Below are 12496 nucleotides of genomic sequence, written 5' to 3'. Positions count from 1 at the left end.
TTCCGTCACACCAAGACGACCTTGAGCAACAGCCCCAGCCCGGAGACGCCCAGTGCGACGAGAGTGATGTTGCGATAGCCCACATCGCCCGTCCTCCTGTAGATGGCGATGCCCAATGCGTTTCCGAGCAGCGCCAATGGCAACGCCGGTAGAAAGATCATCCAGAACGGACGATCGAACAGCTGAGGTCGCGCGGCGGCCAGAAGCGTCAGGCCAACGAACTGCATCCACAGGATGAAGGTTTGCGTCAGCGCGCGGCTTTCTTCCTTGTTGACCCCGACCAGGCCGTTCCACACGACCAAAGCCGAGCCGGGAAAGGCCGAGAAGCCGCCGACGACGCCGCCCACGGCGCCGACAAGAAACGAGCGCTTCAGACTGGGCGCGCTGCTCTTCAGTCGCAGCGTCGCGGGTTTGAGCAACGACCATGTCGAATACGCCATGAGCAACAGGCCAAGCGATACCGTCAAGTCGCGGGGTCCAAAGGCGTAGAGGATCGTCAGTCCGACGGGCATGCCGGCCATGCCGCCGGCGAGGTAGGGGGCAACTCCGGCGCGCCAGTTCCGCAGGCCGACATGGCGTCGGATTTCGCTCCAAAGACTGCCGACGCTGAAAGCCTGCGTCAGCAGAGACAACCCCATCAGGACGGCCACGCCGAGTTGTGGAGGCAGGACCATCAGGCTCAGGGAGCCGATGGCCGAGAAGCCAAAGCCAGACAAGCCACTGAAGACTGCCGCCGTCGCGTAAATCGCGGCAAGGGCGAGCATGAATGGCAGACCGCCAGCGCTCGAGAAGTCGGACAGGACGTGCATGGTGCGCTACCAGATCAGAGCGCGCTGGCTTTTCGGCTGGCAGCGTGCCGACGGTGCGCGGTCATCGTCCGCAGATCGTCGAAGCGCAAAGCCACGAGAGGGGCCTACCAGCACCAGCGCTCGCCCGGTCAGTCACCCACCGGAAGCCATTATTTGCACGCGCGCCCCGCAGGGACACGCCTCGGCTGCGAGGCCCTCCTCAAATGTGTGGAGGTCACTTGGATCTTGAAAAGAACAAGATTCGGCCGGCTACGGTCGACCCATCACCGACGGTCACCGCCCCGCAGCGATTTGCGCTCGCGCTCAAGCAGCCGGTCGTAGAGGCCCCCGCCCGGCGCGACAAGGAATACCACCGCGCCGTGTATCAGGAGGCCCAGGCCCCAGCCGAGAAGCGGATACACATACCAGTTCTGCCCGCGCGAGGTAGCCAGCAGAATGAGGAGCAGGTTCACCAGAACGTACACGAACGCATGGATGTACCAGCCCATCTTGGCGCTCGCGCGACGGCGAGCAAGTCGCTCCAGATGGTCATGGTCGGCGGAGGCGTCTCTCATGGTGCGACCTCATAGGGGGAAGCATATTCCTCAAGTGGAACAGGTTTCGGCACCGCATGGCTTTCAATTGGCACCCTCGAGGCGCCCGGGGCTTGCTCAGCGCGGGTCGGCTGAGGCCCGAGACGCCGATCGAGGATATTGCCCTCCGCCTCAGTTCCCGGGATGCGCTCAAGGCGCTTAACATCTATTGCCTCGAATGGAGCGACGAGCGCAGAGGGGCCAGCCGAGACGAACTAAGTGGCCGAGCAACTCAACGAGACCGCCATGAATACCGATTCGCCAACGCCGTCCGAACTGGGTCCACCGCCACCGCCACCCAGTTCGCCGCCGCAAGAATCATCGCCGACCCCGGCCGACCGACAGGGCTTCGAACCGTTCGGCTATACGGAGCGGAGCTGAGAGTGGACGGACGCTCGAGAGGCTCGCTGATCGCATCAAACTCCACGTCGGAGAGGAAGGGAAGGGCGCTCACGGCTCTATCCGAAGCGGTTGCGCGACCAATCGCAGGCCTGATCGCCAGTGTTACGTTCGGGAACATTTATGGGGTGCACGATGTCCAATCAGAGTTGGCTATCGGGAGCCGACCATGGCGAGAAGCGTGTTGTTCGTATACGAGGGCTATCAATTTTTCTGCTCGGCAGAGCGTCTGGGCCGTGCCTTGTACCGGCCGGTCCTCGTGCGCAGGCTTCCTTGGCCCAGCGAAGGGCGAGTGTCTTTGCTGAGTGACTCCGATACTTGTCGAACCGAGGCGGAAGCAATCCGGCATGCTGAAGCGCAAGCCATGAAGTGGGTTCACGCTCGTACGGCCCATGCGCCAGTGCTGGTTTGAAGCGAGCAAGGGTCATCGGTTCAGGCCTCCTCGTCGTCGCGGGCCGGGGACATAGCCGGTCGTGCGGCTGCCGCAGCAGCAGTGCGCGTGGCACGGGCCAGGGCMTTTGCCATGGTGTGCGACGTTGGCACTCATGCTGGTCCTGCTCTCAACGTGCGAACCACTACGGCGCCTTCTCAATGCGCGAACTTGCCCGCGCGATCAGGGACCAAAGGGACGTACTCGCCGAAATATGGCGTAACAGCCTTTCGCTAGTCCAACGAGGCGTTCCGATACTCGGCCAACGTCGTGCGCCGGAACTCACCCACCGGTATGAGCTTGTCATCCAATTTCGGAAAGTGAGTGCGGATGTGGGGCCCTTCCCGAACCCAACATCCCCTAGATGCCCCGCCATAGAACGAAGTGAGGTAGGCAGCGCGATAGGGGGCGACGCATCCGTCTTGGGCATCGGTCAACTGCAGGGGTTGAATGCCGTCCGTCACGAACAGGACTTGAGGCTCCAAGTCGCAGCCAAGAACCAGTGTGCAACCTGCGACCACTGCCGCGACAGAAGTTGTCTTCATGTCGCCCCCCTGTCGATGTCGGGTAAAGATTGATTGAGCGCTTTGGTATGACAGTCGTCAACCCCGAGGTTGATGGGTCCACGTAGCCGGCGATAGTCGGGAACTTCCGGTCAACCTGGCCACGCAGTGATAAGGCGAGGCTGCCGCAACTCGCAACGGTTGGGGAGGAGTGGGCGCGCGGGAGTCGGGCGCTCCGCATCGTTGTCCGCGTTGCTGGTGCGGACGCACGCAGAGGGGGCGGGCGGGGGCCGAAAAGTCTGTAGTGCCCGCCGGCTGGAAACCGCTCGGTATCTCACGCGCAGAAAAAATCGCCCCTGTGGAATCAAATCAGCAAACGAGCCCGGACACTGCGCCGGGTTTGCCGTTTCGGGAGGGCTGCATTTGGGCAAGTTGCCTACAGATTGCCTACAGGCAACGAAACGACAGCAGGAAAGAAAAAAGCCTGCTACCGATCTGATAGCAGGCTTTCTAGTGCCCATGCGGGCTTGTTGGTGGTGGGCCCTGAGTGACTCGAACACTCGACCTACGGATTAAGAGTCCGCTGCTCTACCAACTGAGCTAAGAGCCCCTGAGGAACGACTGCTTTGTCGTTTCAGGCAATCCTACGATTATAGCCACAACTTTGGCGGCGTTTTTCAGGTCCGTTCAAAAATGCAGGCGATTCCCTGGCCGCCGCCGATGCACATGGTCACCAGGGCGTAGCGGCCCTGGATGCGCTCCAGCTCGTACAGCGCCTTGACCGTGATCAGCGCGCCCGTGGCGCCGACCGGGTGGCCCAGCGAGATGCCCGAGCCGTTGGGGTTGACCTTGGCCGGGTCCAGGCCCAGGTCCTGGGTCACGGCGCAGGCCTGGGCCGCGAAGGCCTCGTTGGCCTCGACCACGTCCATGTCGGAGGCCTTCAGGCCCGCCTTCTCGAGCGCCTTGCGCGAGGCCGGCACCGGGCCGATGCCCATGTAGGCCGGATCCACGCCCGCGAAGGCGTAGGCCACGATGCGCGCCAGCGGCTTCAGGCCGCGCCGCGCGGCTTCTTCCTTCTCCATCAGCACCACGGCCGCGGCCGCGTCGTTGACGCCCGAGGCATTGCCCGCGGTCACGGTGCCGTTCTCCTTCAGGAAGGCCGGCTTGAGCTTGCTCATGTCCTCGATCTTGGCGTCGTGGCGCACGTGCTCGTCGGTGTCGAAGTAGGTGGTGCCCTTGCGGCTCTCGAGCGGCACCGGAACGATCTGCGTCTTGAAGTAGCCGCCCTCGATCGCCTTCTGGGCGCGCTGGTGGCTGGTCAGCGCGGTCTGGTCCTGGGTCTCGCGGCTGATGCCCCACTTCTTGGCGATGTTCTCGGCCGTGATGCCCATGTGGATGGTCTGGAAGGGGTCGTGCAGCGCGCCGAGCATCATGTCGACCATCTTGCTGTCGCCCATGCGGGCGCCCCAGCGCGCCGTGAGCGAGGCGAAGGGCGCTCGGCTCATGCTTTCGGCGCCGCCGCCGACCGCCACCTTGGCGTCGCCGAGCTGGATGCTCTGTGCCGCGCTGACGATGGCCTGCAGGCCCGAGCCGCAGAGGCGGTTGACGGTGAGCGCGGGCGTCTCCTGGGCGCAGCCGCCCTCGATCGCGGCCACGCGGGCCATGTACATGTCGCGCGGCTCGGTGTTGATGACGTGGCCGAAGACCACGTGTTCAACGTCCTTGCCGTCGACCTTGGCGCGCGCCAGCGCTTCCTTGGTGACCAGCGCCGCGAGCTTGGTGGGCGGCACGTCCTTGAGGCTTCCCCCGAAGGTTCCGATGGCGGTGCGAACGCCGCTGACGACAACCACTTCCTTCATGACTTTCTCCTTGGCAAACGAAGCGCCGATGATGCCAGCCCGGCCGCCGCGCGGGTGACGCCGGCGTTACCATTCCTTTCCCAACCAGGAGCCTTCCGATGGTCGAAGCCGTTCTTCCCCGTCATGTGGTGGTCACGGGGGCCGCCGGTGCGCTGGGGCGTGCCGTGGTGCAGCAGTTCCTCGACCAGGGCGTGCGCCTGGCCCTGATCGACCATCGGCTGGAGCACCTGGCCGGCACCTTCCCGGGGCTGGACAACGCGCAGCACCTGCTGCTCGAGGCCGACGTCAGTTCGCTGGAATCCATGGCCGCGGCCGGCCAGCGGGTGCTCGGCGCCTTCGGCGGGCAGGTCGACGCCCTGGTGCACATCGCCGGCGGCTTCGAGATGGGCGAGCCGGTGCATGCCCTGAGCCGCGCGGCCTGGGACCGCATGATGAACCTCAACGCCTGGTCCTTCGTCGCCGTGACGCAGGCGCTGGTGCCCGCGATGATCGCGCGCAAGGCCGGCCGGGTGGTCGCGGTCTCCGCCAAGACCGCCGCCCGCGGCGCCGCCGCCATGGCCGCCTACATCGCCTCGAAGAGCGCGCTGCAGCGCCTGGTCGAGGCCTCGGCGGCCGAGCTGGCGCCGCACGGCATCGCGGTCAACAGCATCGCGCCCAGCGTGCTCGACACGCCGGCCAACCGGCAAGCCATGCCGGCTGCCAACCCGGACCGGTGGGTGCCGACCGCGGTGGCGGCACAGACCGTGGCCTTCCTGGCCTCGCCGGCCGCCGCCGCGCTGCACGGGCAGCACCTCACGCTCGACGCCTGAGCGGCGCATGCCCCGGTGCCGGGCGGACTTGCACCAAGGGGCAAGCGGCACGGCACCTTGGGACAAGTGCGCTTTGTTTCCGGGATGCGCATGCTGTGGGCTCCTTCCGGCGCCCGGCATCGTCGCCCGCGCCTGTACGCAAACCCCAACCAGGAGTCCGACATGGCGTCCAAGAAGCCCGCTGCCAGTCCATCCGGTGCCAAGAAGCCCAACATCCTCGTGATCTGGGGCGACGACATCGGCATCGCCAATCTCAGTTGCTATACGCATGGCCTGATGGGCTACCAGACGCCGAACATCGATCGCCTGGCCAGGGAGGGGATGAAGTTCACGGATTCCTACGGCGAGCAGTCCTGCACCGCGGGCCGCTCGTCGTTCATCACGGGCCAGAGCGTCTACCGCACCGGCCTCTCGAAGGTCGGCATTCCGGCGGCCCCGATCGGCATGAACACGGAGCTCGTCACGATCGCGGCGCTGCTCAAGAACCAGGGCTATGCCACCGGCCAGTTCGGCAAGAACCACCTGGGCGATCGCAACGGGCATMTGCCCACCAACCACGGCTTCGACGAGTTCTACGGCAACCTCTATCACCTGAATGCCGAGGAAGAGCCGGAGATGTACGACTACTACCCGGACAAGGACTTCCCCAACTTCAAGAAGAACTACGGCCCGCGCGGCGTGGTCCACTCCTATGCGACCGATGTCGACGACCCGACCGAGGAGCCGCGCTGGGGTCGCGTCGGCAAGCAGAAGATCGAGGACACCGGTCCGCTCACCACGAAGCGCATGGAGACCTGCGACGACGACTTCGCTGCCGAGGCCAAGAAGTTCATCGGTAAGCAGCATGAGGCCGGCAAGCCCTTTTTCGTCTGGCTCAACTTCACCCACATGCACATGTTCACGCACACCAAGAAGGAGAGCCTGGGTCAGGCCGGGCGCTGGCAGTCGCCCTACCACGACACGATGATCGACCACGACAAGAACGTGGGCGAGATGCTCGACTACCTCGACGAGCTCGGCATCAGCGAAGACACCTTCGTGATGTATTCGACCGACAACGGGCCGCACATGAACAGCTGGCCCGACGGCGCGATGACGCCCTTCCGCAGCGAGAAGAACACCAACTGGGAAGGCGCCTTCCGCGTTCCGATGGTGGTGCGCTGGCCGGGCCATGTTCCCGCCGGCAGCGTGTCGAACGGCATCGTGCAGCACCACGACTGGCTGCCGACTTTTCTCGAAATGGCGGGCGAGCCCGACATCGTCGAGAAGCTCAAGAAAGGCGTGACCGCGATCGGGCGCAAATACAAGAACCACATCGACGGCTTCAGCCTGCTGGCGCACATCACGGGCAAGGAGAAGGAGAGTCCGCGCAAGCTCTTCGTCTATATCAGCGACGACGGCGACATCCTCGGCCTGCGCTACGACAACTGGAAGGTGGTCTTCATGGAGCAGCGCTTGGCCGGCACGCTGGGCGTCTGGGCCGAGCCCTTCGTACGCCTGCGGCTGCCGAAGATATTCAACCTGCGAACCGATCCGTTCGAGCGCGCCGACATCACCTCCAACTCCTACTACGAGTGGATGCTGTACCACGCGTACATCCTGTACGGCGCCTATGCGATCGCCGACAAATTCGCGGCCACCTTCAAGGAGTTCCCGCCGGTGCAGAAGCCCAACACCTTCACGATCGACGACGCGCTGGCGAAGATGGCCGAAGCGTCGGTGGGCGGTTCGACCTGAACGAGCGCGGTCGAATCGAGGCCAGCGCCATGAGCCGGGCCAAACCGCGTCCCCGCCTCGGCAGCCGGGCCAGCCCGAGCTTCCAGCGAGGCCGGATCGAGTGCTTCCCGCTGCAGGAGATGAGCATGCCGCAGGCAGTTCCGGGGCCCGACCACGAGACCCGGCTCAGCGACGACTACGTGCGTCTGGTGGCGCGCGATGCGTTCTTCTGGGCCTGGCCGATCGTCAACGTGTACAACCGCCGCGTCGCCTTCGGACGCCTGCCGCATCCGATGCTGCTGGGCGGCGTGCTGCCGGTCGGGCCGAACAACAGCCTGACCATGCTGAGCGACTACGTTGATCCGGCCGAGCGCGCGGTGGCCTGCCCGAACCAGGACGTCGTGTACGGCAACGGCATCGTCGCGCTGGACCGGTCGCCGGTGGTGCTGCAGGTGCCCGATTTCGGCGATCGCTTCTGGGTCTTCCAGGTGGTGGATTCGCGCACCGACAGCTTCGCCGAGCTGGGCAGCATGTACGGCACCGCGCCCGGCTTCTATCTGCTGGTCGGGCCGAACTGGATCGGCACGGTGCCGCCGGGGATTCGCCGCGTGTTCGTCTCGCAGACCGGCACCGGGGTGGTGATCCCGCGGGTGTTCCGCGACGACACGGCGCAAGACCTGCAGGCGGTGCAGTCGGTCATCAACCGGATCGGCCTCTACCCGGTGGCCGAGTTCGACGGCCGGATGAAGATCACCGACTGGCGCAAGCTCCCGGTGCTGCCGAGCGCGGCGGATCCCGGGGACGCGGAGACGCGCTGGGTGCCGCCGGAGAATTTCCTGCAGGACCTGCCCGCCGCGCTGGCCGATGCGAGGCCCTTGCCGGGCGAATCGGCGCGCTATGCGCAGRTGCTGGCAGTGGCGGCTGCGGCTGCGAGGGATGCCCGCCTCAAGCAGGTCTTCGACCAGGCGGTGGTGGCGGCCGAACGGGAACTGGTCGAGCCGCTGTTCGAGTTCCGAAACTACGGGCGGCCGTTGCCGCACCACTGGTCGACGATTTCGAATGGCGCCTGCTTCGGCGCCGACTACTTCACGCGCACGGCCGTTGCCAAGTCGAACATCTTCGTCAACAAGCCCAACGAGACCCAGTACTACTACCAGGACCTGGACCGGGACGGCATGCGCCTGCGCGGCGCCGGGCGCTACACCCTGACTTTCGCGCGCGGGGCGCTGCCGCCGGTCAAGGGCTTCTGGTCGCTGACGCTCTACAACGGCCACCATTTCTTCGAGCCCAACGCACTCGGGCGCTGCTCGGTGGGGACGAAGAGCCGGGCGCTGCGCTTCGCCGCCGATGGCTCGTTGACGATCCATGTGCAGTCGACGTCGCCGGGCGCCGAGAACGAAAGCAACTGGCTGCCGGCACCGGCCGGGAACGCCAGCGAGTTCTCGCTCTACATCCGCGCCTACTGGCCGGAGCCCGCGGCGATGGAAGGCCGCTGGACGCCGCCGGCGGTGGTCCGCGGCGAGCGCGATTAGCGCCGGGGAGGCCGCCATGCTCGAGACCCATTCGCTTCTGGGCCTGGGTGGCATCTTCACCGTGTTGTTCGTCATGCTCGGGCCGCTCAAGATCATCGGGCCCTTCGCCAGGCTCACCCACGGTCTCGACGAGAAGGTGCTGCGCGGGATCGCCCTGCGCACCTTCGTCATCGCCCTGGTCGCGGCGGTCCTCTCTCGGCGGCGAAGAAGCCGAAAGCCGATCCGGCGAGGCACGCCTCGCCCGAAGTGGAGGGAGCCGCCGATGCCTCGCACTGACCGGCTGTCCCGTGGTCGCACCGCGTCGCTGGTGCCCTGAGGGCACCAGGAGGATCACATTGCACGAAAGAGGGGTTCCATACGGCGGCAATGGGGCCAAGTGGTCCCGGAACCCGCATGAATGCTGAAATGTTGGTGGAGAGGATGAGGATCGAACTCACGACCTCCGCATTGCGAACGCGGCGCTCTCCCAGCTGAGCTACCCCCCCAACGCAAGTTGAATTCTAACCAGAACCGGCACCCGTTTGCACGACCGCGTGGCCGTGCCAAGATGCGCGCCTCGCAAACCCTGGAGCATGAACCGATGGCCTCGTACGATCCCGCCTGGCTGGACCGCATGTACAACAATCGCGCGTTGGTGCCGGACCATCCCGCCTATTTCGAGCGCTGGGCGGCGGATTCCGCCGCGACCCGCGGCGCGCTGCCTTGCCAGCTCGACCTGCGCTTTGGCGACGGGCCGGCCGAGACCCTGGACGTGTTCCCGGCGCCGGCGCCGAATGCGCCGGTGCTGGTGTTCATCCATGGCGGCTACTGGCGCTCGCTCGACAAGAGCCAGCATTCCTTCATCGTCCGCGCCTTCCACGACCGCGGCGTCTGCGTCGTGCTGCCGAACTATGCGCTGTGCCCGGGGACGCCCGAGCAGCCGGTCGGCATCGAGGACATCGCGTTGCAGATGGTGCGCGCGCTGGCATGGACCTGGCGCCACATCGCGGCGCACGGCGGGGATCCGTCGCGGATCACGGTCGCGGGCCATTCGGCCGGCGGGCACCTGGCGGCGATGCTGCTGGGCTGCGACTGGAAATCGGTGGCGCCGGACCTGCCCGCGCAGCTGGTGCGCAACGCGCTGTCGATCTCGGGCGTGCACGACCTGCGGCCTCTTCAGCACGCGCCCTTCATCGCCGACGTACTGCGCCTGACGGACGCATCGGCGCGGCGGCTGAGCCCGGCGCTGTGGCCGGCACCGGCGCACGGCCGGCTCTGGGCGGTCGCCGGTGGCGACGAGAGCGAGGAGTTCAAGCGCCAGAACGCGCTGATCCGCGACGCCTGGGGCGCGCGCACGGTGCCGGTGTGCGAACTGATGCCGGGGCGCCACCATTTCAGCATCCTGGACGCGCTGGCCGATCCGGCGCATCGGCTGCACCGGCTGGCGGTGCAACTGCTCGAGGCCTGAGGGGACCAGGCCGGCGCCGGGCCGCCCCAAGGTGGCCTGCGGCCCCCTCGGGGGGGCAGCGACCCACACGAAGTGGGGGCGCGTGGGGGCGATCCAGGCCGGCGCCGGGCCGCCCCAAGGTGGCCTGCGGCCCCCTCGGGGGGCAGCGACCCACACGAAGTGGGCGCGCGCGCTCTACATCAGAAGGTGTTCGCCGGCGTTGTCCCCACCGAGCATGACATAGTTGACCTTGCGGATGTCCATCAGCTTGCGTCCACCCGCATAGCTGATGGAGCTCTGGATGTCCTGTTCCATCTCGATCAGCGTGTCGGCCAGCTTGCCCTTGATCGGCTCCAGGATGCGCTTGCCTTCGACGTGCTTGTACTCGCCCTTGTTGAAGTCACTGGCCGAGCCGTAGTACTCCTTGAAGAGGACGCCGTCGACCTCGACCGTCTTGCCGGGCGATTCCTCGTGGCCCGCGAACAGCGAGCCGATCATCACCATCGAGGCGCCGAAGCGGATGCTCTTGGCGATGTCGCCGTGGTCGCGGATGCCGCCGTCGGCAATGATCGGCTTGGTCGCCACGCGCGCGCACCACTTGAGCGCCGACAGCTGCCAGCCGCCGGTGCCGAAGCCGGTCTTCAGCTTGGTGATGCAGACCTTGCCCGGGCCGATGCCGACCTTGGTCGCATCGGCGCCCCAGTTCTCGAGGTCGATCACGGCCTCGGGCGTGCCGACATTGCCCGCGATCACGAAGGCCTTGGGCAGCTTCTTCTTGAGGTAGCCGATCATGTTCTTCACGCCGTCGGCATGGCCGTGCGCGATGTCGATCGTGATGTACTCGGGCTCGAGGCCGGCGGCGACCATCTGGTCGACCGTGTCGTAGTCGGGCTTCTTGACCCCCAGCGAGATCGAGGCGAACACGCCCTGGGCGTGCATGTCCTTGACGAACTTGAGGTTGTCGAGGTCGAAGCGGTGCATCACATAGAAGTAGCCGTTCTTCGCCAGCCAGGTGCAGATGGTCTCGTCGACCACCGTCTTCATGTTGGCGGGCACCGTCGGGATGCGGAAGCTGCGGCCGCCCAGCGTGACGCTGGCGTCGCACTCCGAGCGGCTTTCCACCACGCATTTGCGGGGCAGCAAGAGGATGTTGTCGTAGTCGAAGATTTGCATGAGATTCCAAGCTCCTGAAAAGGTCGTCGCCGAAGGATTTCGGCGGCGATGGGGCGCTTGGCTTGGAGACCGGATTTGCGGGCGCGCCGTGGCGGCGCTGCCGTGCCCCGCGGTGCGCAGGCGCAAAAAAACCGGACGTCAAGAAACTTGGGCCCGGTGATTGATTCTACCCGCTCCCCCGACCCTTGCATGGCCAAAGGGCCGGGCCGCCAAAGTCTATTCGGGGCGCACGTTGGCTTGCCGCACGACTTCGCCGTAGGCGACCAGCCGTTCGGACATCATCTGCTCCAGCCCCTGGGGCGTCATCTCTTCGGGCGGGATCACGCCTCGCGACTGAAGTGCCTCGATCATGGCAGGCTGCGTGGCGGCGCTGCGGATCGCCTTGTGGAGGGCCTGCGCCACGGCATGTGGCGTATGAGCGGGGGCGGCGATGCCGGTCCAGGAGGTCTGGTTGAGCTTCGGATGGCTCAGTTCGGCGAAGGTCGGCACATCCGGCAGCTGCGCGATGCGCGTGGGCGACGCCACGGCCAGCGCGCGCAGCTTGCCGGCCTGGATGTGTGGCAGGAAGATCACCAGGTTGTCGAGCGCGAACTGGACTTCGTTGCCGAGCACCGCCGTGATCAGCGGCGAGCCGCCTCGGTACGGCACGTGAACGGCCTGGGTGCCTAGCGCCAGCTGCATCATCTCCACGTTCAGCTGGCCCATGCTGCCCGCGCCGGCACTACAGAAGTTGAGTTTTCCCGGATTCGCCTTCATGTAGGCCACGAACTCCGCGAAGTTGCGCACTGGCAGGCTGGGGTGCACCAGCAGGACGTTCGGCTGGCGGCCAAGCAGCGCGATGTTGTCGAAGTCCTTGATCGGGTCATAGGCCAGGTTGGGCTGGACCAGCGGATTGGCCAGGTGGCTGCTTTGCGATGACACGACCAGCGTGTAGCCATCGGGCTTGGCGCGCGCCACGAATTGGGCGCCGATAGAACCGCCGGCGCCGGCCTTGTTCTCGATGACGATCGGCACGCGCAGCAACTGGCCCAAGGGGTCGGCGTACTGGCGCGCCATCACGTCGACGGAGCCGCCGGGCGGGAAGGGAACCACGAGCGTGATCGGCCGCGATGGGTACCTCGTGTTGGCGAATGCGGGCCAGGCCGACAAGCCGGCCAGGGTCACTCCGGCGCCGAGGATTCGGCGGCGGGTCAAGGGCTGTGTGGCGGTCGCGGGGAATCGTCGATGGTTCATGTCGTTGCTCTCCGATGCAGGTGAAAGATCAAAAC

10 protein-coding genes and 2 tRNA genes are annotated in these 12496 nt (G+C 66.0%); 5 read left to right on the top strand and 7 right to left on the bottom strand.

Features of this window, described 5'->3' with window-relative positions:
- Positions 1 to 5 precede the first annotated feature (5 nt).
- The 4 genes from AC1D2E_RS12770 to bktB all read right to left on the bottom strand — a co-directional run bounded on the left by AC1D2E_RS12770 (position 6) and on the right by bktB (position 4572).
- The gene (locus AC1D2E_RS12770) at positions 6 to 809 is read right to left on the bottom strand and encodes a TSUP family transporter (protein ID WP_478197745.1); all 804 of its coding nucleotides are present in this window, start codon (positions 807 to 809) and stop codon (positions 6 to 8) included.
- A gap of 263 nt (positions 810 to 1072) precedes the next feature.
- The gene (locus tag AC1D2E_RS12765) at positions 1073 to 1363 is read right to left on the bottom strand and encodes a 2TM domain-containing protein (RefSeq protein ID WP_478197744.1); all 291 of its coding nucleotides are present in this window, start codon (positions 1361 to 1363) and stop codon (positions 1073 to 1075) included.
- A gap of 1884 nt (positions 1364 to 3247) precedes the next feature.
- Positions 3248 to 3323: transfer RNA gene (locus tag AC1D2E_RS12760), tRNA-Lys, on the bottom strand.
- Positions 3324 to 3390: 67 nt separating this feature from the next.
- Positions 3391 to 4572: a beta-ketothiolase BktB gene (gene bktB, locus AC1D2E_RS12755; protein ID WP_478197743.1), complete on the bottom strand. Its 1182-nt coding sequence runs from the start codon at positions 4570 to 4572 to the stop codon at positions 3391 to 3393.
- A 98-nt stretch (positions 4573 to 4670) separates the two neighbouring features.
- Between bktB and AC1D2E_RS12750 the strand changes: the two genes are divergently transcribed.
- The 4 genes from AC1D2E_RS12750 (at position 4671) to AC1D2E_RS12735 (ending at position 8945) form a co-directional block, all read left to right on the top strand.
- On the top strand, positions 4671 to 5381 hold the full coding sequence (locus AC1D2E_RS12750; protein WP_478197742.1) for an SDR family NAD(P)-dependent oxidoreductase: 711 nt from the start codon (positions 4671 to 4673) through the stop codon (positions 5379 to 5381).
- A gap of 162 nt (positions 5382 to 5543) precedes the next feature.
- The gene (locus AC1D2E_RS12745) at positions 5544 to 7118 is read left to right on the top strand and encodes an arylsulfatase (RefSeq protein WP_478197741.1); all 1575 of its coding nucleotides are present in this window, start codon (positions 5544 to 5546) and stop codon (positions 7116 to 7118) included.
- Between the two features lie 29 nt (positions 7119 to 7147).
- Positions 7148 to 8629, top strand: coding sequence for a DUF1254 domain-containing protein (locus AC1D2E_RS12740; RefSeq protein ID WP_478197740.1), 1482 nt, complete (start codon positions 7148 to 7150; stop codon positions 8627 to 8629).
- Between the two features lie 16 nt (positions 8630 to 8645).
- A complete protein-coding gene (locus tag AC1D2E_RS12735; RefSeq protein ID WP_478197739.1) occupies positions 8646 to 8945 on the top strand; it encodes a hypothetical protein in 300 nt (99 codons plus the stop codon).
- Positions 8946 to 9038: 93 nt separating this feature from the next.
- Here the strand turns inward: AC1D2E_RS12735 and AC1D2E_RS12730 are convergent.
- Positions 9039 to 9114, bottom strand: a tRNA-Ala gene (locus AC1D2E_RS12730).
- 95 nt (positions 9115 to 9209) lie between these two features.
- On the opposite strand from AC1D2E_RS12730, the gene AC1D2E_RS12725 reads away from it, so the two are divergent.
- The gene (locus AC1D2E_RS12725) at positions 9210 to 10076 is read left to right on the top strand and encodes an alpha/beta hydrolase (protein WP_478197738.1); all 867 of its coding nucleotides are present in this window, start codon (positions 9210 to 9212) and stop codon (positions 10074 to 10076) included.
- A gap of 174 nt (positions 10077 to 10250) precedes the next feature.
- Here the strand turns inward: AC1D2E_RS12725 and AC1D2E_RS12720 are convergent, their stop codons facing one another.
- Together AC1D2E_RS12720 and AC1D2E_RS12715 are read right to left on the bottom strand one after the other, a co-directional pair.
- Positions 10251 to 11228, bottom strand: coding sequence for a GMP reductase (locus AC1D2E_RS12720; protein WP_478197737.1), 978 nt, complete (start codon positions 11226 to 11228; stop codon positions 10251 to 10253).
- A 216-nt stretch (positions 11229 to 11444) separates the two neighbouring features.
- A complete protein-coding gene (locus AC1D2E_RS12715) occupies positions 11445 to 12461 on the bottom strand; it encodes a Bug family tripartite tricarboxylate transporter substrate binding protein (RefSeq protein ID WP_478197736.1) in 1017 nt (338 codons plus the stop codon).
- Between the last annotated feature and the right edge of the window lie 35 nt (positions 12462 to 12496).

The sequence above is a fragment of the Variovorax sp. P1_H2 genome, assembly GCF_056405295.1.
The sequence above is the reverse complement of the archived record's forward strand: the minus strand, read 5'-3'. Positions and strand labels throughout refer to the sequence as shown.

Bases quoted from the DNA above. Each gene is read 5' to 3' on its own strand.
- AC1D2E_RS12770 (WP_478197745.1), bottom strand. From the start codon at position 809: ATGCACGTCCTGTCCGACTTCTCGAGCGCTGGCGGTCTGCCATTCATG.
- AC1D2E_RS12765 (WP_478197744.1), bottom strand. From the start codon at position 1,363: ATGAGAGACGCCTCCGCCGACCATGACCATCTGGAGCGACTTGCTCGC.
- bktB (WP_478197743.1), bottom strand. From the start codon at position 4,572: ATGAAGGAAGTGGTTGTCGTCAGCGGCGTTCGCACCGCCATCGGAACC.
- AC1D2E_RS12750 (WP_478197742.1), top strand. From the start codon at position 4,671: ATGGTCGAAGCCGTTCTTCCCCGTCATGTGGTGGTCACGGGGGCCGCC.
- AC1D2E_RS12735 (WP_478197739.1), top strand. From the start codon at position 8,646: ATGCTCGAGACCCATTCGCTTCTGGGCCTGGGTGGCATCTTCACCGTG.
- AC1D2E_RS12725 (WP_478197738.1), top strand. From the start codon at position 9,210: ATGGCCTCGTACGATCCCGCCTGGCTGGACCGCATGTACAACAATCGC.
- AC1D2E_RS12720 (WP_478197737.1), bottom strand. From the start codon at position 11,228: ATGCAAATCTTCGACTACGACAACATCCTCTTGCTGCCCCGCAAATGC.
- AC1D2E_RS12715 (WP_478197736.1), bottom strand. From the start codon at position 12,461: ATGAACCATCGACGATTCCCCGCGACCGCCACACAGCCCTTGACCCGC.